Raw genomic sequence first — 23199 nt, forward strand, 5'->3', positions numbered from 1 at the left:
GGGCCTACGCCTTCTTGACTGTGCCCGGTCCTCAGATCGGCTTCGGCTCGCCGGCCTCGTAGAGCATGAGGTTGCGCTCGCCTATGCCGAGCGATGCCCAGCTCGCCCGCCAATCGGCGATGTGAGGCGAGCGGAAATGCGCGTCGAGCGCGGCCCTGTCGCTCCACACCTCGGTTACATGGATGACGTCGAGCACGTCCTGCGCGTAGGAGTATTCGATGCAGCCGGGCTCCGCACGGCTGCCCAGTATCATGCGCCGCATGGCCGGCCTTGCCTCGTCGAGCCGTTGCGCAGGCAGGCGAATGGTGCCGATGATCACCAGCATGATCTCTCTCCTCAAGGCCTCTGTCGTCCTGGCAAGTAACCAGTCCTCCCACCCTCGCGCAAGCTTGACCGGTTAGGCTCGAAGGGCTGTCGCGTGCTCGGCAGGCTTGTGATTGGGGACGATATGGCCGTCAGCGAAAGCTTAGCGACAGGAACAGTGGCCAAGAACGGCCGCGATGTCTTCTTCGCCATCGGCATCGTCATCATCCTGGCCGTGCTGTTCCTCCCGATCCCGGCCTTCCTCATCGACATCGGCCTCGCCTTCTCGATCGCACTGTCGGTGCTGATCCTGATGGTGGCGCTGTGGATCCAGCGGCCGCTCGATTTCTCGTCCTTCCCGACCGTGCTGCTGATCGCCACCATGCTACGGCTATCGCTCAACATCGCCACCACGCGCATGATCCTGTCGCACGGCAATGAGGGCACGCACGCCGCCGGCTATGTCATCGCCGGCTTCTCCAAACTTGTGATGGCCAGCGATTTCGTCATCGGCCTGATCGTCTTCATGATCCTGATTGTGGTCAACTTCATCGTCATCACCAAAGGCGCCACCCGTATTGCCGAAGTCGGCGCCCGCTTCACCCTCGACGCCATCCCCGGCAAGCAGATGTCGATCGACGCCGACCTGTCCGCCGGCATGATCGACGACAAGACAGCGCAACTGCGCCGCCGCGAGCTGGAAGAGGAATCCTCCTTCTTCGGCTCGATGGACGGCGCCTCGAAATTCGTCCGCGGCGACGCCATTGCCGGCCTCATCATCACCGCCATCAACATCGTCGGCGGCATCGCCATCGGTTACATCAGGCACGGCATGGGCATGGGCGAAGCCGCCGATGTCTTCATCAAACTGTCGGTCGGCGACGGCCTCGTCACCCAGATCCCGGCGCTTATCGTTTCGCTCGCCGCCGGCCTGCTTGTGTCCAAGGGCGGCACGCGCGGCTCGACCAACCAGGCGGTGTTCGGCCAGCTCGGTGCGCATCCGCGCGCGCTCTATGTCGCGGCCTCGCTGCTCGTCCTGCTCGGCCTGATGCCCGGCCTGCCGTTCTTCCCGTTCTTCACGCTAGCCGCCGGCATGGCCGGCCTTGGCTACGTCATCCCGATGCGCGCCAACCGCGAGGCTGCCGCCGCCGAAGCGATCAAGGATCTGGAGAAGGCGAACAAGGTCGAGGAAGAGAAGAACTCGGTCAAGGCTTCGCTGACCACCGCCGAGATCGAGCTTCTGATCGGCAAACAGCTGTCGACGCGGCTGCTGGTGTCGCATCAGGAACTGGTGTTCCGCATGGCCAAGATGCGCAAGAAATTTGCCACGCAATATGGCTTCGTCGTGCCGGAAGTGCGCGTCGCCGACGATTTCGGCATCCCGCCGAAAAGCTACCAGATCAAGGTCCACGGCACCGTCGTCGCCGAATACCAGATGCGCGTCGGCGAGATCATGGTGCTGCTCGGCAACCGGGATTTGCCCGACGTTCCCGGCGAGGAAATCCGCGAGCCGGCCTTCGGCATGCGCGCCTTCTCGGTGCTCGAAACCTTCGCCGAGGATCTGAAGCGCGAGAACTACACCTTTGCCGACAACATGTCGGTGCTGCTCACCCATTTGTCCGAGGTGATCCGCAACAACCTGCCGCAGCTTCTGTCCTACAAGGACATGAAGGCGCTGCTCGAGCGCCAGGATCCGGAATACCGCAAGCTCGCCGACGAGATCTGCACCTCGCACATCTCCTATCCCGGCCTGCAGGCGGTGCTGAAATTGCTGCTGGCCGAACGCGTATCGATCCGCAACCTGCATTTGATCATCGAGGCCATCGCCGAGATCGCGCCGCATGTGCGCCGCACCGAGCAGATCGTCGAGCATGTCCGCATCCGCATGGCCCAACAGATCTGCGGCGATCTCTCCGAGGGCGGCATGCTCAAGGTGCTGCGCCTCGGCAACCGCTGGGACCTCGCCTTCCACCAGAGCCTCAAGCGCGACGCCAAGGGCGAGGTGCGCGAATTCGACATCGACCCGCGCCAGCTGGAGGAATTCGGCCAGGACGCGACCAAGGCGATCCGCAAGCATCTCGAGGCCGGCGAGCGTTTTGTCCTCGTCACCGCGCCCGATGCGCGGCCTTATGTGCGCATGATCATCGAGCGCCTGTTCACGACGCTTCCCGTTCTCTCCCATGTCGAAATCGCCAAGGGCGTCGAGATCAAGGTGCTCGGGACGATCTCGTGAACATACTGTCGCAAGGCGTCGTCATCGCCGCCTTCCTCGCCTTCTGTCGCATCGGCGCCTGCTTCATGCTGATGCCGGGCCTGTCCAGCGCCCGCGTGCCGATCCAGGTTCGGCTGTTCGCGTCGATCGCCGCAACCGGTGGCCTGCTCGCCTTCCTGTGGGACAAGATCTTTCCCTTCGTCGATGCGCGTCCGCAGGTGCTGGCGCCGATGATCATCTCCGAACTTTTGGTCGGCGGGCTGATCGGCGCGATGACCAGGCTTTACATGGAGGCGCTGCGCTTCATGGGTTCGGCCATCGCCATGCTGATCGGCTATGGCGGCACAGGCGGACCGGCGATCGAGGAGCCGGAACCGCAGGCGGCGCTCGCCGCCATCATCTCGTTTTCGGCGCTGCTGCTGCTCTTCGTTTTCGATTTCGACCACGAGATCATCCGCGCTCTGGTCGCCTCCTACACGGTGGCGCCGGTCAACGTCTTCTTCAATCCGCAGGCCGCCCTGGTCGATCTCACCGACACGGTGTCGGACGCCTTCTTCCTGGTCATCCGGCTCGGCAGCCCGTTCATCGCCTATGCCATCCTGGTCAATTTGACGATCGGCTTCGTCAACAAGCTGACGCCGCAAATCCCGGTCTACTTCATCTCGCTGCCTTTCGTCATCGCCGGCGGCATGATCATCTTCTATTTCGCCATCGGGACCATGCTGTCGCTGTTCGTCGACGGCTTTGTCGACCTGACGCTGGCGAGGTGAGATGAGCACGCGCAAGGAACGGCTGAAGAAACTGGTCAAGGTGCAGGAGCAGCTGAAGGCCCTGCACGAGACGCGCCATGCGGCCTTCCTGGCGGCAGCGGCAACCGCCGAAACCGAGGCCAAGGAACTAGTCCAGCATTTCGACGCCGACCAGTCGATGGCGGTGCTGTTCCCTGACCTCTACCATCGCCGCATCGCGAATGCGCTGGTCCGGCAGGAAGCGAGCTTGGAAAGCGCCAGGCAGGAGGTCACGCTCATCGCCACTGCGACGGCGCGCACCAACATGGTCGAGCGCGCCTACAAGGACGTGCGCCGACAGGACGAACGCGAACGCTCCGACCGCGACCGGCTCGATCTGGTCGCGCAGAGGCGAGGGCAGGAATAATCGGAAGTTAGAGCCGGGTCACCTGCGGACGGCGTTCGGTTTCGTTCCGTGCGGCGGGCTGTGTTGGGTGTACGGCGCCGTGTTCGGCCTCTGCGCCTACGCCACCTACGATCTGACCATGGCGACGCCGGCAGCGCCCACCGCAAACGACCAGATCGCATCGACCCAGCCGGAGTTGCCGCTGCTGATAGCAATGCCTAGCATCCGGCGAAGGATTTCGAGCCGGCAAGCCTGCCACAAGCTTGTTGCGGCATGGTCGCTCAGGAAACCCGGCAAAGAGGCGGACTTTCTTGGCGATTTCTCCACCCAGTGACATCGTTCTCGATGTTGCCCGAGCCGTCGACCCGGCGGATATCGAGGCTGCCCGTGCCGCGCTGGCCAAGCGGGCCAACGGCGTTGGCGGCGCCTTTTTGGTCGACATGGCGGCTTCGGTGGATACCGGCTCGATCTTGTCGCGTGCCACGGCCGACAAGGCCGCGGCAGGCGCCGATCCCGCGGGAAAATTCAAGAAGTTCGAGGCCATGGTCTTGCAGACCTTCATCCAGAACATGCTGCCCAAGGACACAGAGGGCGTCTACGGCAAGGGGCTGGCCGGCGACATGTGGAAATCGCAGCTTGCCGAGCGTGTCGCCGACGTCATGGCCGAGCGCGGAGGGATCGGCATCGCCAAATCGCTGCTCGCCGACCACTACAAGGACGGCAAGCGCACCGTGCCGATCGGCCCGGTGTCAACCGGGCCGCACAAGACCGAGATCGACCAGCAGACCCGGCTGTCCACCTCGCTGGTCGAGGAATTGCAGCGCAAGGCCGCACGGTCGATGACCGGCGACGAGACGACCATCAAAACCGAAATCAAGATCTAGACCAGGATTTTCAATGGCCGATTTTTCAAAATACTCTTCCAACCTGCCGGCGCGTACGTCCGAAGCGCCGATCCCGTTTGCACGGCCGGGCAACCTTGCCGCCATCATCGGCCGCATCGAGGAAGCGGTCGAGGAAGAGACGGCCGGTTTGAAGAACGACACCAGCTATGACCTCAAGGCCTCCAACGCCCGCAAGAGCCGCTACCTCTATGAGCTGACCCGCGCCATGAAGGGCGCCAACGAGATCGAATTCCTGGAACAGCATCGCGACAGTCTGGCGCGGCTGCGCCAGAAGCTCGCGAAAAACGAGGCTGCAATCCTCGCCCACCTCAACGCGGTCAACGAAGTCGCCACGCTGTTGAAGAACGCCATTCAGCGCGCCGAAGCCGACGGCACATACTCGGCCGGCGAATTCGGTTGGGCGAGCTGATGATCTCGGCAACAGGCGGGAACAACCGGTGATCAAATTCATCGCCGCCGCGATCTGGATCTGCGCCGCCACGCTTGGCGCGGTGTTCTATTCGTTCCAGGCGGCCGGTGAGCGCGGCGTCGGCGAGACGCCGAAACCGATGCTGGGTGGCCTCGACTACGTCAAGACCGACATCATCTCGGTGCCGCTGATCCGCGATTCCAAGATCGACGGCTATTTCCTCACCAAGCTCGTCTACACGGTCGAGCCGGCCGAGATAAAGAAGATGTCGATCCCGGCCGAAGCGCTGATGACCGATCAGGTCTATTCCTATCTCTACTCCAATCCTCAGATCGACTTCACCAAGAAGGAAACCATCGATCTCGATGCCTTCCGCAAGGCCATACGCGACACCGTCAACGCCCGCGTCGGCGCCGACCTGGTGCATGAAGTGCTGATAGACCAAGTCAACTTCCTGACCAAGGATGAAATCCGCGACAACGCCATGCGCCGCCGCAAGGATCCGGCCACGCGGACCGAACCGGCCCCGGCGGAATCGGCCCAGGCCGAGGCGGCGAAGCCCGCTGCTGAACACTAACCTTCATCGCAGGGTGAATGTTCTCTGCCGCATTCCTTCCGACTGAAACGAGATGACGCATCGCGCGTTGACGTTTACGTCAACTCGAAGCTATATGCGCCAAGCGACCAGGATCGCGGCACGCGCGAGACAGCGACTTCGGCGGAGGCCGGTCACTGAAGCGCGGCAAAACGCAACGAGACCAGGAGAACAGTCATGAGCGTTCAGGACATTGCCGAGAAGATGAGGTCGCGCGTGGCGAGCGCCGGGTTCGAACATTCCGTGAAGTTCGATACCGGCAGTGACGGCGTCATCGTCATCGACGGCGCAACCGTCTCGACCACCGACGCGACGACCGACTGCACCATAAAGCTGTCGCTCGACGATCTGGATTCGCTGATCGCCGGCGACCTCAACCCGACCATGGCGTTCATGTCCGGCAAGATAAAGGTCGAAGGCGATATGTCGGCCGCCATGGCGCTCAGCCAACTGATCGGCTGAGCCCTTCGCAAAAACAAACGCCGCCCTCGCTGAAATGCAAAGGACCGGCGGCGTTTGTTTTTGGACAATCAGGCGGCCAGCGACAGCCTCTGTGCCTTGAGCTTGCGACCTGCAGCCCTCAGCGTGCCACGCGCGCCGTCGAGCGCACCATCGATCAGTTCCAGCGCCAGCAGGCGGTGCCGCTCGTACGGACCAGGCATGGCGAGCGCGCCGGTCTTCTCCGCCGAGAAGCCGAAGCGGCCATAGTAAGGCGCATCGCCGACCAGCAGCACCGCGGCATGGCCGAGACGCGCGGCCTCGGCCAAAGCATGGCGCATCAGCGCCGAGCCGATGCCGGCGTTCTTCAGCGCCGGATCGACGGCGAGCGGTCCGAGCAGGAGCGCCGCCGGGCCACCCTCGCCCAGCCTTACATCCCACAGCCGCACAGTGCCGATCACCGCGCCCGCCGCATCACGCGCCACGAAGGCGAGGCCTTCGGAAGGCCGGCGGCCACGCCGCAGCTTCTCCGACGATTTCTTGCGCCGCATCGGCCCCATGGCGCGATCGAGCAACGCTTCACGCGATGCGATGTCTGCCGCAGTTTCGGCGACGACAACAATGGCGCGGGCAATCTCCCCCCTCGAGGGGGAGATGTCGCCGAAGGCGACAGAGGGGGTCGGCACGACCTGACGCGACACCGCGTCGTGGACGAGGGATGCCGGCGCTTCACGCGAGACGACCCCCTCTGGCCTGCCTGCCATCTCCCCCTCAAGGGGGGAGATTCCCACGGCACCGTCAATGTAATTTACAATGTCCATTTCCGCGATCCTTCACGAGCGGAGCTTGTTCCACAGGCGAACCCGGGCGGACGCAAACGTCCGCCTGGGGTGATCTGAAGGCCGAAGCCGTCAGATCACGTAGGATCGGAGAGGCTCGAAGCCGTTGAAGGCGACCGCCGAGTAGGTGGTCGTGTAGGCGCCGGTGCCTTCGATCAGCACATCGTCGCCGATGGTCAGCGACAGAGGCAGCGGATACGGCGTCTTCTCGTACATCACGTCGGCCGAATCGCAGGTCGGGCCGGCGAGCACGCAAGGTGCGGTCTCCGAACCGTCATGGCGGGTGACGATCGGATAGCGGATCGCCTCGTCCATCGTCTCGGCCAGACCGCCGAACTTGCCGATGTCGAGGAACACCCAGCGCACATTGTCGTTTTCGGCCTTCTTCGAGATCAGCACGACTTCCGACTTGATGACGCCGGCATTGCCGACCATGCCGCGACCCGGCTCGATGATGGTCTCAGGGATCGCATTGCCGAAATGCTTGCGCAGCGCCGAGAAGATGGCCTGGCCATAGGCCTGGGCCGCCGGCACGTCACGCAGATAGCGCGTCGGGAAACCGCCGCCCATATTGACCATCTTGAGGACGATGCCTTCATCGGCGAGCGTGGCGAACACCTTCTTGGCGTCGGCCAGCGCACGGTCCCACGCCGTCAGGTCGGTCTGCTGCGAGCCGACATGGAACGACACGCCATAGGCGTCGAGGCCGAGCGTCCTGGCATGGCGCAGCACGTCGACGGCCATCGCCGGCACGCAGCCGAACTTGCGCGACAGCGGCCACTCGGCGCCTTCGCCGTCGGTCAGCACGCGGCAGAACACGCGGGCGCCGGGAGCGACGCGGGCGATCTTGTCGACTTCCTCGACGCAATCGACGGCAAACAGCCGAATGCCGAGCTGGTAGGCGCGTGCAATGTCACGCTCCTTCTTGATGGTGTTGCCGAAGGAGATACGGTCCGCCGGCGCACCGGCGTCCATCGCCATCTCGACCTCGGCAACGGAAGCGGTGTCGAAGGATGAGCCCATCGCAGCAAGCAGGCGCAGGATTTCCGGCGCCGGATTTGCTTTCACCGCATAGTAGATCCGGGAATCGGGCAGCGCCTTTTCGAAGGCGCGAAAATTGTCGCGCACGACATCGAGGTCGACGACGAGGCAGGGGCCGGACGGACGTCGGGTGGCGAGGAAGTCGAGGATGCGCTGAGTGGCCATCGGGGTCTCTCCATTAACGCCTTGCGGCGCGCAATAAGGCTGCGGACGCGGGCTCTCGGCCTCGCGACGCGCGGTCAAACAAAGGCGGGACGGAAGTTCATGGAACCAGCCGGTGGAGACCCCGGAACCATGAAACGCCGTCTCGCGGCGGTGAACCTTGGCCTTGCCCGGCCTCGGTTCGCTTTGTCTGCCTTGGCTTGGATGGGAGACCCGTCCGCACTGCCGGCAATGAAGGTGTGCCTCTTCAGTAACCCCGGTCTTTGGACGACCGGCAGAACACCAGAAAGGCCCGCACCGTCGTTGCTTCAAGGTGTCCTCGGGCTGGCGGTTGGCCGCTAGACCGACTGGAGGGGTTAGCTCCAGTTACCTTACCGATTTCCCTCACCATTCGAGGATCGGCGGACACCCACAGGCACGTGCGACTTTGGGCAAGCGCGATATAAGATCGAAAGATTTCACAATCAATAAAAATCGTATCCCAGGTTGTAAAATTTCCGGCATCGAACAATGCTGGGCCTACTGTATACGGATATCGAACGATGCCAGGCACGCACGGCCCGCTCAACGCCTTTCTTGACCTGCGCCGCATGCCGGTCGCCAATGCGGAACTGGGGCCGCTGGCCGGGCTCAGGCTGGCGGTAAAGGACATTTACGACGTCGCCGGCTACCGCACCGGTTGCGGCAATCCGGTGAAGTTCGACGAGGCGCATGCCGCGTCCAGCACGGCACCGGCCGTGCAGATGATTCTCGACGCCGGCGCGCGCTTCATCGGCAAGACGCAGACCGACGAGTTCGCTTTCTCGCTGATGGGCCAGAACGCGCATTTTCCGTTTCCGGTGAACCCGGCCGCTCCCGATCGCGTCACCGGCGGTTCCTCGTCAGGCTCGGCGGCGGCGGTGGCCGGCAAGCTTGCCGATATCGCTACCGGCTCGGACACCGGCGGCTCGATCCGCGCCCCGGCGAGCTTTTGCGGATTGATCGGGCTGCGCACCACGCATGGCCGCATTTCGCTCGAAGGCACGATGAAGCTGGCGCCGAGCTTCGACACATTCGGCTGGTTCGCCGACGACATCGAGACCTATGAGACGATCGGCAAATTGCTGCTCGGCCGCGACCCGCATCCGTATCCGCTCACCCGGCCGCTTTCGATCCGCTGGCTGGACGCTTTCGTGGCCGGCCCCGCTGAGGCAGCCGAATATGCCAGGATGAGAGCGCTGGCCGCCAGTCTTATCGGTGAGCCGGCGCCGGAAGAGTACAGCTTCGCCTCCTTCCCCGACGAGCTCTACTGGTGCTTTCGCCGCCTCCAGGCCGCCGAGGCCTGGCAGCAGCATGGCGCCTGGATCATTTCTGGCGAGCGCGATCTCGGGCCGGGCGTCGAGGAGCGCTTTGGTTTTGGCCGCACGATCGACGAAAAGACCGCGCGGGCCGAGGCGGTGCGCCGCCTGACGTTCCGCTCCGAGCTAGCCGCGCTGCTCGGCCAGGACGGGTTTCTTGTCCTGCCCACCGTTCCAGGCCCCGCACCTCTGGTCAAAAGCGAGCCGCAGCAGCTCCAGGCCTACCGCGAAAGGGCCTTGCATCTTTTGTGCCTTTCGGGTCTGTCAGGCTTTCCGCAAATCACCCTGCCGCTGGGCTCGGTTGACGGTGCCCCTTTCGGCCTCTCGCTGCTCGGCCCTCCCGGCAGCGACATTGCCCTGATACGGCTCGGCCGGCGAATTCTCGATGCGGCACGAAAGGCCTGATGATGGATACACTGACCCGCATGCGCGCCTTCATCGACGTCGTCGAGGCCGAAGGCTTTTCGGCGGCCGCGCGCAAGATCGGTCGCTCCAAGGCGCTGCTGTCGAAATATGTGCGCGAACTCGAGGACGAACTCGGCGCGCTGCTGCTCAACCGCACCACGCGGCAGTTCTCGTTGACTGAGGCCGGCCATACCTATTACAGCCGCGCTTCGGAAATCGTGCGCGAGGTCGACAGCCTAGCCGACGCCGTGCGCGAATCCTCCGGCGACGTGCGCGGCAGGATCAAGCTCTCCGCGGCGCGCACCTTCGCCGACGCGCCGATAGGCCAGTCGCTCATCGACTTCGCCAAACAGCATCCCGACATCGTGCTCGACATCCATCTCGACGACCGCTTTGTCGATCTGGTCGAGGAAGGTTTCGATCTTGCCGTGCGCATCTCGCGGCTGGAGAACTCATCGCTGATCGCCCGCCGCCTGGGGCCGTTTTCGATCAAGCTTTGCGCCTCGCCGGAGCTGATCGCCAAGCACGGCAAGCCGACGCGCCCGCAGGATCTCGCCAACTTGCCCTGCATCGTCGACACCAATGGCCGCTCGCTCGCCAACTGGCGCTTCAGGGGCGATGGCGAGGAGTCTGTCAGTGTCAACGTATCGGGTCCGATCGAGGTCAACAGCCCGATGGCCGCGCGAGCCGCCGCCGTGTCCGGTCTGGGCTTCACCATCCTGCCGGATTTCATCGCCGCACCCGACCTCGCATCCGGGCTGCTGGTGTCCTTGCTCGACGACCGCATCCAGTCGGGCAGCGGCATTTTCGCCGTCTACCCGCACCGCCGCTATCTGCCGGCCAAGGTCCGTGTCTTCGTCGATTTCCTGGTGCAATGGTTCAAGAACCGCGAGAGCGCTTGAGCCGGTCCTGCCGTGCCGCGGTCCCAATTTCGCCCCGTTTCTGGTAACCTCTCGAAATCTCTCCGAGGCCGATGGAACAGCGACCGAGAATGCATCTGAAACGGCACGCAATCATGCTGGCTTCGGCCCTGGCGACGACTTTTGCCTCCGTCGGAGCGGCTGGCGCGCATCCTCATGTCTTCGCCGAGGCCCGCCTCGACGTGATCCTCTCGCCGGATCACCAAAGTGTGAAAGCGCTGCGTCACCTCTGGCGTTTCGATGATCTGTTTTCGAGTACGGTGATGATGGAGTTCGACAAGAACTCCGACCTGAAGCTTGACGACAAGGAGCTGAAGGATGTCGCCGACACCGTTCATGCCTCGCTGGCCGAGTTCAATTATTTCCAGCTCGTCACCGTCGACGGCAAGGACGTGCCGATGACGCCGCCACCGCATCTTATGGCCAATTTCGAAAACGACCAGCTGATCATCCTGTTCGAATCCGAACCCAAGGTGCCGATCAAGCTCGCCGGCAAGATCGATTTCGGCGTCTACGATCCAACCTTCTATACGGCGATCGACTTCACCGAGGATAGCAACATCACGGTGGAAGGCCTGCCCTCGAACTGCACCAAGAGCGTCATCCGGCCTGATCCGGACGAGGCGATCAAGGAAAACCAGAAGACCTTGACGGACGCGTTCTTCAACGACCCGACAGGCACCGACATGAGCAAGATCTTCGCCACCAAGCTCGAACTGAATTGCCCGCCAGAAGGATAGATCCGGTGATGAAACCGTCCCTGCGTTTGGCATTCGGCCTCGTGGCCGCTGCCCTGCTGATGACGCACTTTCTCGGGCAGGCCCATGCCCAGAGTTCACTCGGCATCGGTGTCAATGACGGCATGGCGCCCACCACCGGCCCGTTCGCCCACATCCTGATGTGGATCAATCTGCGCCAGCAGGAATTCTACCGCGCACTGGCCACCGCGATGAAGGCGATGCGCGAGGACGGCAGCAAGATGTGGCTGCTGATCGGCCTGTCCTTCGCCTATGGTATTTTCCACGCCGCGGGCCCCGGCCACGGCAAGGCGGTCATCTCGTCCTACATGGTGGCCAATGAAGTGGCGCTCAGGCGCGGTATCCTGCTGTCCTTCGTCTCGGCGCTGCTGCAGGGCCTGACCGCGATCCTGGTGATGCTGCTTGCCTATTTCGTCCTGCGCGGCACCGCGATCTCGATGACCGACGCAGCCTGGTTCATGGAGATCATGAGCTATGTCTTCGTCACTTTGTTCGGCGCCTGGCTGCTGTGGCGCAAGCCCGGGCCTACGGTCCTGCGCTGGTTCGGCAAGGCGCCCGCCTACAGCCTGTCGGCAGCCCACGCCGGTCATTCCCATAGCGGCCATTCGCATGCCGCTCACAGCCACGCGGCGCATGCGCATGCCTTGCATGTGCATCACGACCATTCGCATGATCATCACGATCACGCCGCGCACGACCACGACACGCACGATCATTCCCATCACGACCACGCTCATCACAATCACGCCGCTCACGATCAACCGGCCGGCGAGGTCTGCGACACGTGCGGCCATTCGCATGCGCCTGATCCGGCGCTGCTGTCGGGCGACCGCTTCGACTGGCGCACGGCCTGGTCGGCTGTAGCCGCCGTCGGCATCCGCCCCTGCTCCGGCGCGCTGATTGTGCTCAGCTTCGCGCTGCTCAACGGCCTGTGGCTCGGCGGCCTGCTGTCGGTGCTGGCGATGTCTATCGGCACCGCCATCACAGTCTCGGCGTTGGCGACGATCGCTGTGACAGCCAAGAACTGGGCGGTCTATTTCGCCGGCGATGGCCGCATGGGCAACCGTATCCACACATTCGTCGAAATCGGCGGCGCCGCGTTCGTCTTCCTGTTCGGGCTGTTGCTGTTGTCGGCGAGCCTGTCCGGAACTGTATGACCTCGGCGGGTCAGGCCTGACCCGCGATCTTTCCGCCCAACTCATCCTCGATATGAGCGCGGATGATTTCATCGAAACTGTTTTCGGCGCTGAAGCCGAGGTCCCTTGCACGGCGCGCCTCGAAGCGCGTCGGCCAACCCTTGACGATCGCCCAGATGGTCTCATCCGGCTGTTCGCGGATCAGCTTCACGACGTCGGCGCCTGCAATGCGCTCCAGCGCCTCGATCTGCTCGCCGACGGTGACGGCAACGCCGGGCATTGTGAGGTTGCGGCGCGGCCCGACAGCGGCACCGTCGAGCCCGGCGGCATGGATCAGGAAGTTCACCGCCGAACGCGGGCTGGCATGGGTGTGCAGCACCGAGCGCGGCACCGGCAGGATCGCCTCGTGGCCGCTCAGCGGCTCGCGGATGATGCCGGAGAAGAAACCTGACGCCGCCTTGTTCGGCTTGCCGGGCCGCACGCAGATGGTCGGCAGCCTTATGCCGATGCCGTCGAAGAAGCCGCGCCTGGAATAGTCGGCCAGCAGCGCCTCGCTCATCTGCTTCTGGGTGCCGTAGGAGGTCAGCGGCGTCGGATGAAAGTCGTCCGGGATCACATCGGGGAACGGCGCGCCAAACACCGCGATCGACGAGGTGAAGACGAGGCGCGGCGAAAAGCCCGCCAGCCGGACCGCATCGAACAGAGCCCGTGTGCCGTCGAGATTGACGCGGTAGCCGAGATCGAAATTGGCTTCCGCCTCACCCGACACGATGCCGGCGAGATGGAACATGACGTCGGGGCGTGACGCCACCAGGCTCTCGGCAGCACCGGCGTCGGCAAGGTCGCCGGTATGCGTGGCGATGCTGACGCCGTCCATCGCCGGCGCCTGCGGCGGCACGATGTCGTGCAGGTCGAGCCCGGTGATCTTGCGGCCGTTGAGCGTGCCGTCCTTGGCCAGCCGGTCGACAAGTTTGCGGCCGACCATGCCGGCGGCGCCAGTAATCAGGATGCGCATTTCAAAGCCTCTTATTTGCCCTTGTTCTGGCTGCGACCCCGCAACCAGAACACCAGAAAGAATGCCAGCACGAAGGCGATGCCGACGATGCCGGCAAGTACGGTCGAGATATTGCCGACAGCCAGCATCACCGTCGGCAGATAGAACGCCGCGATGCCGAACAGCAGCATGATCCAGGCTGCGGCAATCAGCGCGTTTCGCGTGTCGCGATCCATCATGCCGTCCCGCCACAGCGGGAACTCGTCAACTCGGATGCCAATGCCATGAAATTCCCTGTCAGTGATAATGGCCGTGATGCGGTGGCGCACCATGGTCGTGGTCATGATCGTGCTCGTCATGGCTGTCGGCGCACTGGCCGAATTCCGGTTCGACCGTCGCGTGGCTGATGCCGTGTTCGGCGGCGAGCCGCTTCTTGATGGCGCTGACCGCCTGGTGCGGATCGACGCCATCGTTGAGGCAGGCATGCAGCGTCGCCATGTTGCTGGAGCCGTCCAGCGACCAGACATGCATATGGTGCACTTCGCGCACGCCCTTGACGGTGCCGGCAATGTCCTTGGCGATGATGTCGCGGTCGAGGCTTGCCGGTACGCCTTCGAGAAGGACGTGGGCGGCTTCGCGCATCAGCGACCATGCGGTGGACAGGATCAACACCGAGACCAGCACCGACAGAATCGGGTCGATCGGCGTCCAGCCGGTGGCCAGGATGACCAGCGCCGCCACGATCGCCGCCGCCGAACCGAGCAGGTCGCCCAGCACATGCAGGATGGCGCCGCGCATGTTGAGGCTGTCGTGGTCGCCGCCATGCAGCACGAAGAACGAGGCGAAGTTTACCAGAAGGCCGGCGATCGCCACCACCAGCATCGGCCCGCCCAGCACCGGCGCCGGCGTCATCAGCCGGCCCCAGGCTTCGTAGACGATCCACAAAGCAATGGCGAAGATGGCGATGCCGTTGGTGTAGGCGACCAGCGTCTTGACCCGGCCGAAACCATAGGTCAGGCGCACTGTCGCCGGCCGTCCGCCAAGATGGAAGGCGTACCAGGCAAGGCCAAGCGCGATCGAGTCGGCGAGCATGTGGCCGGCGTCGGCCAGCAGCGCCAGTGATCCCGTCAAAAGGCCGCCAAGCACTTCGGCCACCATGAAGCCGGCGGTCAGGCAGGCTGCGATCAGCACACGCTTCTTGTCGGTCGAGCCATGCAGGTGGCTGGCGCCATGCCCAGCAAGCGAACCATGATCATGGCTGTGCGCCATCGGAAAAAACTCCTGTTACGCGCCGAACTCGGCGCGGAAATCCTCGAGCCGCCGCTTCTGCCGGCCTTCGCCATCGAAATTGGCGGGATCGAGCCATGCCTCATAGGCTTTGCGCAGCGCCGGCCATTGCTTGTCGATGATCGAGTACCATGCGGTATCGCGGTTTTCACCCTTGACCACAAGATGCTGGCGGAAAATGCCCTCGAACTTGAAGCCGAACCGTTCCGCCGCGCGCTTTGACGGCTCGTTGCGGTTGTTGCATTTCCACTCGTAGCGGCGATAGCCGAGCCCGTCGAAAATATACTTCATGAACAGGAACTGCGCCTCGGTCGCTGCCGGCTTGCGCGAGATCAGCGGCCCCCAATAGATGTTGCCGATCTCGATGACGCCATAGGTGGGATCGATGCGCATCAGCGTCTGTCGCCCGGCGACCTTGCCGCTGGCCTTGTCGATGACGGTGAAGAACAGCGGGTCCTCGCTCGCCTCGACCTTGTCCAGCCATGGCTGGAAATCGGCGCGGGTTTGCGGCGGGTAGTCGGGCAGCCAGGCAAAGCGTCCATCGATGTCGGGCACGGACGACGCCTCGTACAACCCATCGCCGTGCTTTTCGGCGCTCAGCGGTTCGAGCCGGACATAGCGGCCGTCAATGGGCTTGCGCTCGGGCCGCGGACGCGCTTGCCAATCTTTGAGATTTTCCGACACGCAAAACTCCAATCCGTTTGACTTTTGTGAGCAGACGCTCACAAAAACGCGACCTAACAGCAAGAACCACACGGACGGGAAAAATGCTCCACACGATTTCGGCCTTCGACCGTCTCGGCGAGGAAAACGCCTTTGCCGTGTTGGCGCGCGCGACTGCACTGGCTCAACAGGGCCGCGACATCGTCAACCTCGGCATCGGCCAGCCCGACTTCAAAACGCCGCAGCACATTGTCGAGGCCGCGATCAAGGCGCTGCGCGACGGCCACCATGGCTACACCCCGGCCAATGGCCTGCTGGCGACGCGCGAAGCGGTGGTGCGGCGCACGCTGACCACTACCGGCGTCGAAGTCTCGCCCGAGAATGTAATGATCCTGCCCGGCGGCAAGCCGACCATGTTCGCGGCCATCTTGATGTTCGGCGAACCCGGCGCCGAGATCCTCTATCCAGACCCAGGCTTTCCGATCTACCGCTCGATGATCGAGTTCACCGGCGCCGCGCCCATTCCGGTGCCGATCCGCGAGGAGAACGGCTTTGCCTTCTCGGCAGAAGAGACGCTGGCGCTGATCACGTCGAAGACCAGACTGCTAATCCTCAACTCACCGGCCAACCCGACCGGCGGCGTCACGCCGCGCGCCGAGATCGAGAAGCTGGTAAAGGGACTGCAAGCGCATCCGCAGGTCGCTATCCTCTCCGACGAAATCTACGACGTCATGACCTATGACGGCGAGACGCATTTTTCGCTGCTCAATTTTCCGGAAATTCGCGACCGGCTGATCGTGCTCAACGGCTGGTCGAAGACATGGGCGATGACCGGCTGGCGCATGGGCTGGTCGATCTGGCCGAATGGCGACAAGGGCGGGCATCTCTACGACAAGGTCCGCAAGCTGGCGGTCAATTGCTGGTCCTGCGTCAACGCGCCGAGCCAGTTCGCCGGCATCGCCGCCATCGACGGCCCGCAGGACGATGTCGACAAGATGATGTGCGCCTTCGACAACCGCAGGAAGATGGTGGTCGAGGGGCTGAACGCGCTGCCCGGCGTCTCCTGCATCACGCCCAAGGGCGCATTCTATGCCTTCCCGAATGTTTCGAAGACCGGCTGGAAGGCCAAGAAGCTCGCCTCGGCACTGCTCGAGGAGGCCGGCGTGGCGCTGATCGGCGGCCCCGATTTCGGCATTCTCGGCGAAGGCTACATCAGGCTCTCCTACGCCAATTCCGAAGAGAACATCTTGCGCGCGCTGGAGCGGATCGAGTCGTTTTTGAAGAGGTAGGCCTTCGGCTCTTCACCCACGCCCCACGAACGGCATCTTGGTCGCCATCACCGTCATGAACAGCACATTGGCATCGAGCGGCAGGCTGGCCATGTGGACGACGGCGTCGGCGACGCGCTGGACGTCCATCACCGCTTCGGCGGCGATGGTGCCATTGGCCTGCGGCACGCCGACCGTCATGGCATGCGCCATATCGGTCAGCGCGTTGCCTATGTCGATCTGGCCGCAGGCGATGTCATAGGGCCGGCCGTCGAGCGCCAGCGTCTTGGTCAGCCCCGATATGGCGTGCTTGGTCGCGGTGTAGGGCACCGAGCCCGGCCGTGGCGCATAGGCCGACACCGAGCCATTGTTGATGATGCGGCCGCCCATTGGCTTTTGCTTGCGCATGACGCCGAAGGCGGCGCGGGCGCACAGGAACGATCCGGTGAGATTGACGCCGACAATATCGTTCCAGACCTCGACCGGGATCTCGTCGATCGGCGTCGACTTGTAGCTCATGCCGGCATTGTTGAAGAGCAGGTCGACGCGGCCGAAGGCTGCGGCCACCGTCTCGAACAGATCATCGACTTCGCCGGCCTTGCTGATGTCGCAGGCAACCGCCAGCGCCTTGGCGTCCGTTTTCCCGGCCTCGGTAATGGCGGCATCGAGCACCGCTTTGCGGCGGCCGCAAAACACCGTGTTCCAGCCGGCCTTGAGCAGCGCCGTGGCGACGCTCTTGCCGATGCCGGTGCCGGCGCCGGTGACGATGGCGGTTTTCTCTGTGAGGACTGTCATGATTTTGCTCCTGCGCGCCGCGCATCCCCGGCACAGATCGGGGTGCATCCGAATGCACCGACCCATCGCAAATGAGGGCGATCATGGCAAGCCGGACACTAATGCATGTCGCTCAAAAGTGGCCCCGGTTCTGAGAGAACGACATGCATCCGGACAAAAACATGAAGCGCCACGCGCTTTATGTGATCGGTCCGACAAAAAGGGCGGTCATTGGCGACCGCCCCCTGATCTGAACCGGGCTTGGGAGGAGGAAAAGCCGATCCGACTAACTAAAATCATGCGCTTCCTCGGTAAACGAGAAGTTAACGCTTTTCCCGCCGCGGCTGCGTTGTCTACCAGCGCGGGTTCGGCGCCGTGCCTGACGGAACCGGCACCTTGGCCGCCGACACCGTCGCCTCGACATGATCGACGAGCGCATCCGGCAGGCCGAGCCGGCCGGCGAGCAGGTCGAGATAGCCGCGTTCGGCGCGCGTATCGGGGTCGATCGTCAGTCGGGACGCCGTGTAGAGCTCGAGCCTCTGCTCATCGGTCTTGGCGCCTGCGACCAGCGTATCGAGGTCGAGCGGGCTGTCCAGCTCGGCCATCAGAAACTTTTCCGCTTCCGTGCCGATGCCGGCCAGACTGAGCTTGCCGGCGATCTTTTGGCGTTCCGCGTCATCGACATGGCCATCGGCCTTGGCCGCCGAGATCATCGCCCGCACCAGGGTCAGCGTGAACTCGTCCTCCCCCTGTGGCGCCTGTGAAGGATGAAAGCCGGTGTCGGCGGGCGGCGGCAGCAATTCCGGCTGGCCGGCCGCCGGCGCCTGCTCGGGTGCATTGCCGGCCTTGTAATTCTGGTAGGCCTTGTAGGCGAGACCGCCGATCGCAGCCAGTCCGCCGAGCTTCACGGCCGTGCCGGTGACCTGCCGTCCCGTGCCGGTTCCAAGCAGCACCGCGGCCAGCGCACCGGCGGCCAGCGGATTGTCCTTGGCCATCTGCACAGCCTGCCCGGCCTTGTCGCGAACGGTGCCGGTTGTGCCGGGAACTTGCGAGCCGAGCAGATCGTCGAGAAGCTTCTTGGGGTCGAACATGGTGCCTCCAGAAAAGGGCCCGCGCCAACGTGGACGGGCAGGTTTTGGACGTTGCAGACGTAGGTCCCGATTGTTGACATTACAATGACGGACCGGCGCTTTGCTATCGGCGCCGGCAATGCCGCAAATCAAATTCGATGTGTCGAAACCCGCCTCGGCTTCGGTTAGTGTCGCCGCAACGTCGGCGAGGGAGGAGTTTTGCCGTGACCGATCAGCCAGACCGCGACCAAGCACGAGATCCCCAGGATCTGGAGCGCCTGCTAATTGATCGGCAATGGGCGGGAGACATTGAGGGCATGGTAGCGCTGTTCGAACCCGATGCCGTCATCGACACCGGAGCAGCCGAATTGACGCGTGGCCATGAGGCGATCCGCGCTTTGTTCGAAGCCTTTGCCGCGAGCTGGCGAAAATTCCAGCGCGGCGAGCAGCGCCCGGCGGCCATTAACGGCGACCTCGCGTTGACGTCGACCAGGCTTGCCGACGGCTCGATAACCTCAGAGGTCGCGCGCCGGCAGGCCGACGGCACATGGCTGTGGGTGATCGACCGCTATTCTGTCGTGTGGTGATCCAGTCAGGGCGTCGGCGGCACTTAACTGCCGATATGTCCCCTGCCCTGCGCCTGCGCAAGTTCGACCTGGCGCTGGCGCTCGGCATAGCGGGTGCGATCCTCATCCGAGCGTGCCTCGTAGCAATGCGGGCATGACACGCCGGTGGAAAAATGCGGCGACAGCCGGTTCTCCGGCGTCAGCGGATGCCGGCAGGCGCGGCAGAGTTCGGCCTCGCCTTCGGTCAACCCATGCGACACCGAGACCCGCTCGTCGAAGACGAAACACTCGCCCTGCCACAGGCTGTCTTCGGCCGGCACCTCTTCAAGATATCTGAGGATGCCGCCCTTGAGATGGAACACATCCTTGAAGCCGAGCGACTTCACATAGGCCGTCGCCTTTTCGCAGCGGATGCCGCCGGTGCAGAACATCGCGACCTTGCGGCCGTCGAGTTGGTCGCGGTGTTTTTCCACCCAGGCCGGGAATTCGCGAAAGCTTGACGTGCGCGGGTCCACCGCGCCCTCGAACGTGCCTATCGACACTTCGTACGCGTTGCGTGTGTCGATGACGATGGTGCCGGGGTCCGAGATCAGCGCGTTCCAGTCGGCCGGCGCGACATAGGTCCCCGCACCCGTCGCCGGGTCGAGGTCTTCGACGCCCATGGTGACGATCTCGCGCTTCAGCCGCACCTTCATGCGATGGAACGGCATTTCGGCGGCAGTGCTGTATTTGACCTCGAGATCGGCAAGACCTTCGATGGCCTCGAGATAAGCGATCAGGTCGGCTATGTCGGTTTCGCTGCCGGCGACCGTGCCGTTAATACCTTCCTGCGCCAGAAGCAATGAGCCCTTGATGCCGCGCCCGCAGCAGAAGGCGGCAAGCGGCGTGCGCAAGACCCGCAGCGCCTCGAAGTCGCCCAGCCTCGCAAACTTGTAGAGCGCGGCGACGCGCACGGGTTCATGGTTGGTCATCGCCAAGCCACTAGACCGTGGTCAAAGCGGATTCAAGGCAGAGCTAAAGACACTTCGTCGGTATTCGCCCGCAGGCTCGTTGGCCGACATGTGACATCGCGGCAGGCCGGGTTTCGTGGACTCGGAATCGGCCTTCTGCTAATCGGTTGAAATCACCTAGGGAGAGACAAGCCAATGCTCAGCAAGACCGAAACGCTCCTGTCGCTGCTCAATGGCCAGCCGGTCATTCCGGTGCTGAAGATCGCCAATGTCGCGGACGCCGTCCCGCTCGCCCGGGCGCTGGCCGCCGGCGGCCTGCCGGCAATCGAGATCACGTTGAGAACCGCCGATGCGCTGGAAGCGATCCGCCGCGTCGCCGGTGAGGTCGAGGGCGCCATTGTCGGCGCCGGCACAATTCTCGATGCCAAGCAGTTCGACGAGGCAGCGGCCGCTGGCTCGAAATTCATCGTCAGCCCCGGCATCACGCGAGAGTTGCTGGCGGCGGCCAAGGACAGCGACGTTCCCTTGCTGCCCGGCGCCATCACGCCCGGCGAGATCATGGCTGCCCGCGAGGCCGGCCTGCGGTTCCTGAAATTCTTCCCGGCCGAACAATCCGGCGGCATCGCCTCGCTGAAGGCCTTTGCCTCGCCGCTGGCCGACGTGAAATTCTGCCCGACCGGCGGCATCTCGGCCAAGAACGCGGCCGACTATCTCAGCCTGTCCAACGTTATCTGCGTCGGCGGCTCGTGGGTGGCGCCGGACGAGTTGGTCAAGGCCGGCAAGTGGGATGAGATCGAGGCGCTCGCACAGACCGCGAGCAAGCTCGGAAAATAACCTCCGCTACTTTATCTTTGCGCAATCCCAAGGGAAGCGCTCCGCGCTTTCCCGGGAAAATCACAGTGTTCCCGGAACTGCACTCGGCACAAAAACCCGCCAGCTGCGCCGCCGGGTTTGCTACGCGTTGAGATTTTGGTTCCCGCTCATGGGCTCGAACCACGATTCACGCCTTCAAAGGGCGCTGTCCTACCATTAGACGAAGCGGGAATGCAGTTTGGTGGTTAGCATTCTGTGGCGATGGAAGCCAGTGCTCGATATCTCGCTAGAAGCAAAAGCCGCACGGCTTGCCCAGCGCGGCTTCGATTTCGATATTGACCGGGTCACGCCCTACTTCGTCTGGAAGCGGGCGACCGAAAGGAATTTTACGGCATTGCCGGTGAAGCGGTTGGCATCGGCCATCTGGTTGTCCGCCTGGAAGCCTGCGGTGTAGACCTCGCTCGGCGGCGTATGCACGATGTTGTAGGCATAGCGCGGCGCTGTCGTCGGGCTGGAAACGGTGGCGATGTTGTCGCCGCTGCTCAGCGCCCAGCGGGCCGCCTGCGGTTCGGCCGCCACCACCACTGCCTTCGGTCCTGGCTTCAGGTCGCGGGCCGAAGCCCTGGCTTCCTTGCGTGTCGTCTTGACGCCGGCGCCGATCACCGAGGCTGGATCGGTACCGGCGGGACGGGCAGCAATAGCACCGCGCGGCGATGCGGCATCGACACCTGACGGATCGTTGAACGCCGAGCGAGGCTCGAGCGACGCAACCTGATAGTCGTCGGTAGCACCGGCTGTATCGGCGGCGCTGGCCTGTTCGAGAACCGCCTTGACCTCGTCCGGACGCTGCGACGGCAGCACCGAGAACGCGTCGGTTGCGGTCTGCTTGTGGGCAGCCGTATCGGCCAGCGCCAGCAGAACGCCCTTGTCCTGCGGCGCAAGCTCAGCCGGCGGCGAAGAGCGGTCGGGACGCCAGGTCGGCAATGGGACGTTGACCGCGACCTGCGCCGGAGCGGCAGCTTGATCGGCTCCCTGGTCGGCATTGCTCGCATCGGCCGTGCCGAACGGCACATTGGCCGGCGCCTGCGCCGTCGCCACCGTCTGTTCGGTGGTGGCATCGGCCACGCCGAACGGCACGGTCTCAGGCTGTTGCGCGCCGACATCGGCCTTCGGCCGCGGTGCGAAAGCGGGCAGCGGCACTTCCTTGGCGGGCAGCGCGGCGATGATCGTCTCCGGCGTGTCCTGCGGCTCCGAATCGTCAGCGCTGTCGTCGGCAAGCTGCGGAATGTTGGCGCGCTTGGCGTTCTGCGGCGACACGATCGCGATGCCAGGCAGATTGCTGTTGTTGTTGCTCGTGGCAGCCAGCACCGGCTTCACGCTTCTCGGCGGCGGCGCGGCGGTAGCGACATCGGCGCTGTCGTCGGCTTCGTCTTCACCGCCACCGCCAAAGAACGCGGACAGGAAGCCACCGGATTTCTTGGTGCTGCCGCCTGCGCTGGCCATCATGATGGCAGGAGAACCGGCGCCCTTGCGCGCCTTGTAGGAGGCGAGCGCCTGGTCATAACCCGGCAACGGCCTGCCGTCGCTCGGCACATGCAGCGTCTTGCCATTGGGGAACAGGCTGACCAGTTCCTGGCGGCTGATGCCTGGCCAATGCCGCACATTGCCGACGTCCATGTGGACGAAGGGCGAACCCGACGACGGATAGTAGCCGACGCCGCCGCCCTGCATCTTCAGGCCGATGTTGCGCAGCTTTTTCAGCGGCACACCCGGAATGTAGAAATCCATCGCCTTGCCCAGCATATGCTGGCTTTCCTTGGCGACACCGCGGCTGCGGCTGCGCAGCATCGAATTGGTCGACGGCGAGCGATAGCCGCAAACGACCTGGATGTAGTCGGTGGCGCCGGCCTGCCGGTAAGCTTCCCACACCAGATCGAGCAGGCGCGGATCCATCTTGGTCGGTTCGTTGCGACGCCAGTCGCGCAGGATGATGTTGATCTTCCTGAGGCCTGCCGGATCGTAGCGGCCATTGCGCTTGTAGACGATCTCGGCCTTTTCGTGCGTGTGGAGGTGATAGAGCTTGAGCGAGCGCGTTTCAGCGCTGGCGCCGGCAGCAGTTGCGGCGAGGAAAGCGAACGCAACGATCAACGCTGCCAGCCATCTTGGCCAGACGCCCATGTGATCGCGCCGCCCGTTTCTGTGTCGTTCGACTTTGTTCAA

26 protein-coding genes and 1 tRNA gene are annotated in these 23199 nt (G+C 63.8%); 15 read left to right on the top strand and 12 right to left on the bottom strand.

The annotated features are described in order from the left end of the window. Positions 1 to 31 precede the first annotated feature (31 nt). Complete coding sequence (locus ACYG9Z_RS08060; RefSeq protein ID WP_023751315.1) at positions 32 to 325, bottom strand: putative quinol monooxygenase; 294 nt, start codon at positions 323 to 325, stop codon at positions 32 to 34. A 123-nt stretch (positions 326 to 448) separates the two neighbouring features. On the opposite strand from ACYG9Z_RS08060, the gene flhA reads away from it, so the two are divergent. The 8 genes from flhA to ACYG9Z_RS08100 all read left to right on the top strand — a co-directional run bounded on the left by flhA (position 449) and on the right by ACYG9Z_RS08100 (position 6020). Then, positions 449 to 2536, top strand: a complete 2088-nt coding sequence (gene flhA / locus ACYG9Z_RS08065; RefSeq protein ID WP_023671908.1) for a flagellar biosynthesis protein FlhA — start codon at positions 449 to 451, stop codon at positions 2534 to 2536. Beyond that, on the top strand, positions 2533 to 3285 hold the full coding sequence (gene fliR, locus ACYG9Z_RS08070) for a flagellar biosynthetic protein FliR (RefSeq protein ID WP_023686374.1): 753 nt from the start codon (positions 2533 to 2535) through the stop codon (positions 3283 to 3285). Before flhA ends, fliR begins: the two co-directional genes overlap by 4 nt. A 1-nt stretch (position 3286) precedes the next feature. Then, positions 3287 to 3670: a hypothetical protein gene (locus ACYG9Z_RS08075; RefSeq protein WP_023751316.1), complete on the top strand. Its 384-nt coding sequence runs from the start codon at positions 3287 to 3289 to the stop codon at positions 3668 to 3670. Between the two features lie 67 nt (positions 3671 to 3737). Then, positions 3738 to 3983, top strand: a complete 246-nt coding sequence (locus ACYG9Z_RS08080) for a hypothetical protein (RefSeq protein WP_023751317.1) — start codon at positions 3738 to 3740, stop codon at positions 3981 to 3983. Beyond that, positions 3961 to 4533, top strand: a complete 573-nt coding sequence (locus ACYG9Z_RS08085) for a rod-binding protein (RefSeq protein WP_023751318.1) — start codon at positions 3961 to 3963, stop codon at positions 4531 to 4533. Before ACYG9Z_RS08080 ends, ACYG9Z_RS08085 begins: the two co-directional genes overlap by 23 nt. 13 nt (positions 4534 to 4546) lie before the next feature. Next, the gene (locus ACYG9Z_RS08090) at positions 4547 to 4963 is read left to right on the top strand and encodes a hypothetical protein (RefSeq protein ID WP_023671919.1); all 417 of its coding nucleotides are present in this window, start codon (positions 4547 to 4549) and stop codon (positions 4961 to 4963) included. A gap of 28 nt (positions 4964 to 4991) precedes the next feature. Beyond that, positions 4992 to 5540 (top strand): hypothetical protein, encoded by a 549-nt coding sequence (locus ACYG9Z_RS08095; protein WP_023671920.1) that lies wholly within the window; start codon positions 4992 to 4994, stop codon positions 5538 to 5540. Positions 5541 to 5735: 195 nt separating this feature from the next. Continuing rightward, positions 5736 to 6020 carry an SCP2 sterol-binding domain-containing protein gene (locus ACYG9Z_RS08100; RefSeq protein WP_023751319.1) on the top strand — a complete coding sequence of 95 codons (285 nt, stop codon included), beginning with the start codon at positions 5736 to 5738 and terminating at the stop codon, positions 6018 to 6020. 68 nt (positions 6021 to 6088) lie between these two features. On the opposite strand, the gene ACYG9Z_RS08105 is transcribed toward ACYG9Z_RS08100, so the two are convergent. Both ACYG9Z_RS08105 and odc2 read right to left on the bottom strand, forming a co-directional pair. Continuing rightward, positions 6089 to 6760, bottom strand: coding sequence for a GNAT family N-acetyltransferase (locus ACYG9Z_RS08105; protein WP_023751320.1), 672 nt, complete (start codon positions 6758 to 6760; stop codon positions 6089 to 6091). 147 nt (positions 6761 to 6907) lie between these two features. Next, positions 6908 to 8041: an ornithine/lysine decarboxylase gene (odc2, locus tag ACYG9Z_RS08110; protein ID WP_023671923.1), complete on the bottom strand. Its 1134-nt coding sequence runs from the start codon at positions 8039 to 8041 to the stop codon at positions 6908 to 6910. A 539-nt stretch (positions 8042 to 8580) separates the two neighbouring features. Here odc2 and ACYG9Z_RS08115 point away from each other — a divergent pair. The 4 genes from ACYG9Z_RS08115 to ACYG9Z_RS08130 all read left to right on the top strand — a co-directional run bounded on the left by ACYG9Z_RS08115 (position 8581) and on the right by ACYG9Z_RS08130 (position 12615). Beyond that, entirely contained in the window at positions 8581 to 9780 is a 1200-nt protein-coding gene (locus tag ACYG9Z_RS08115; RefSeq protein ID WP_023740970.1) for an amidase, read from the top strand. 2 nt (positions 9781 to 9782) lie between these two features. Next, positions 9783 to 10682 carry a LysR family transcriptional regulator gene (locus tag ACYG9Z_RS08120; RefSeq protein ID WP_023671925.1) on the top strand — a complete coding sequence of 300 codons (900 nt, stop codon included), beginning with the start codon at positions 9783 to 9785 and terminating at the stop codon, positions 10680 to 10682. 89 nt (positions 10683 to 10771) lie between these two features. Next, entirely contained in the window at positions 10772 to 11440 is a 669-nt protein-coding gene (locus ACYG9Z_RS08125; RefSeq protein WP_023725173.1) for a DUF1007 family protein, read from the top strand. An 8-nt stretch (positions 11441 to 11448) separates the two neighbouring features. Then, a complete protein-coding gene (locus ACYG9Z_RS08130; protein ID WP_198020704.1) occupies positions 11449 to 12615 on the top strand; it encodes a nickel/cobalt transporter in 1167 nt (388 codons plus the stop codon). A 10-nt stretch (positions 12616 to 12625) separates the two neighbouring features. Here ACYG9Z_RS08130 and denD read toward each other — a convergent pair whose 3' ends face one another. The 4 genes from denD to ACYG9Z_RS08150 are packed head-to-tail and all read right to left on the bottom strand — an operon-like array spanning position 12626 to position 15559. Continuing rightward, positions 12626 to 13609, bottom strand: coding sequence for a D-erythronate dehydrogenase (gene denD / locus ACYG9Z_RS08135; RefSeq protein ID WP_023683269.1), 984 nt, complete (start codon positions 13607 to 13609; stop codon positions 12626 to 12628). Positions 13610 to 13620: 11 nt separating this feature from the next. Continuing rightward, positions 13621 to 13827: a hypothetical protein gene (locus ACYG9Z_RS08140; RefSeq protein ID WP_023683268.1), complete on the bottom strand. Its 207-nt coding sequence runs from the start codon at positions 13825 to 13827 to the stop codon at positions 13621 to 13623. A 58-nt stretch (positions 13828 to 13885) separates the two neighbouring features. Beyond that, positions 13886 to 14857: a cation diffusion facilitator family transporter gene (locus ACYG9Z_RS08145; protein WP_023683267.1), complete on the bottom strand. Its 972-nt coding sequence runs from the start codon at positions 14855 to 14857 to the stop codon at positions 13886 to 13888. Positions 14858 to 14872: 15 nt separating this feature from the next. Next, positions 14873 to 15559, bottom strand: a complete 687-nt coding sequence (locus ACYG9Z_RS08150; protein ID WP_023683266.1) for a GNAT family N-acetyltransferase — start codon at positions 15557 to 15559, stop codon at positions 14873 to 14875. Between the two features lie 83 nt (positions 15560 to 15642). Here ACYG9Z_RS08150 and ACYG9Z_RS08155 point away from each other — a divergent pair, with 83 nt between their 5' ends. Further along, the gene (locus ACYG9Z_RS08155) at positions 15643 to 16827 is read left to right on the top strand and encodes a pyridoxal phosphate-dependent aminotransferase (protein ID WP_023683265.1); all 1185 of its coding nucleotides are present in this window, start codon (positions 15643 to 15645) and stop codon (positions 16825 to 16827) included. A gap of 12 nt (positions 16828 to 16839) precedes the next feature. Here ACYG9Z_RS08155 and ACYG9Z_RS08160 read toward each other — a convergent pair whose 3' ends face one another. Beyond that, positions 16840 to 17601 (bottom strand): SDR family oxidoreductase, encoded by a 762-nt coding sequence (locus ACYG9Z_RS08160; protein WP_023683264.1) that lies wholly within the window; start codon positions 17599 to 17601, stop codon positions 16840 to 16842. A gap of 332 nt (positions 17602 to 17933) precedes the next feature. Next, on the bottom strand, positions 17934 to 18671 hold the full coding sequence (locus tag ACYG9Z_RS08165; protein WP_023671935.1) for a tellurite resistance TerB family protein: 738 nt from the start codon (positions 18669 to 18671) through the stop codon (positions 17934 to 17936). Positions 18672 to 18808: 137 nt separating this feature from the next. On the opposite strand from ACYG9Z_RS08165, the gene ACYG9Z_RS08170 reads away from it, so the two are divergent. Next, on the top strand, positions 18809 to 19237 hold the full coding sequence (locus ACYG9Z_RS08170) for a YybH family protein (RefSeq protein WP_348524867.1): 429 nt from the start codon (positions 18809 to 18811) through the stop codon (positions 19235 to 19237). Positions 19238 to 19260: 23 nt separating this feature from the next. Here the strand turns inward: ACYG9Z_RS08170 and trhO are convergent, their stop codons facing one another. Further along, on the bottom strand, positions 19261 to 20187 hold the full coding sequence (trhO, locus tag ACYG9Z_RS08175) for an oxygen-dependent tRNA uridine(34) hydroxylase TrhO (protein WP_023751322.1): 927 nt from the start codon (positions 20185 to 20187) through the stop codon (positions 19261 to 19263). A 174-nt stretch (positions 20188 to 20361) separates the two neighbouring features. On the opposite strand from trhO, the gene ACYG9Z_RS08180 reads away from it, so the two are divergent. Further along, positions 20362 to 21000: a 2-dehydro-3-deoxy-phosphogluconate aldolase gene (locus tag ACYG9Z_RS08180; protein ID WP_023701045.1), complete on the top strand. Its 639-nt coding sequence runs from the start codon at positions 20362 to 20364 to the stop codon at positions 20998 to 21000. A 136-nt stretch (positions 21001 to 21136) separates the two neighbouring features. Here ACYG9Z_RS08180 and ACYG9Z_RS08185 read toward each other — a convergent pair. Further along, positions 21137 to 21210: transfer RNA gene (locus ACYG9Z_RS08185), tRNA-Gln, on the bottom strand. A 120-nt stretch (positions 21211 to 21330) separates the two neighbouring features. Then, complete coding sequence (locus ACYG9Z_RS08190) at positions 21331 to 23157, bottom strand: DUF882 domain-containing protein (protein WP_023728404.1); 1827 nt, start codon at positions 23155 to 23157, stop codon at positions 21331 to 21333. Between the last annotated feature and the right edge of the window lie 42 nt (positions 23158 to 23199).

The organism is Mesorhizobium sp. RSR380A (genome assembly GCF_054719385.1).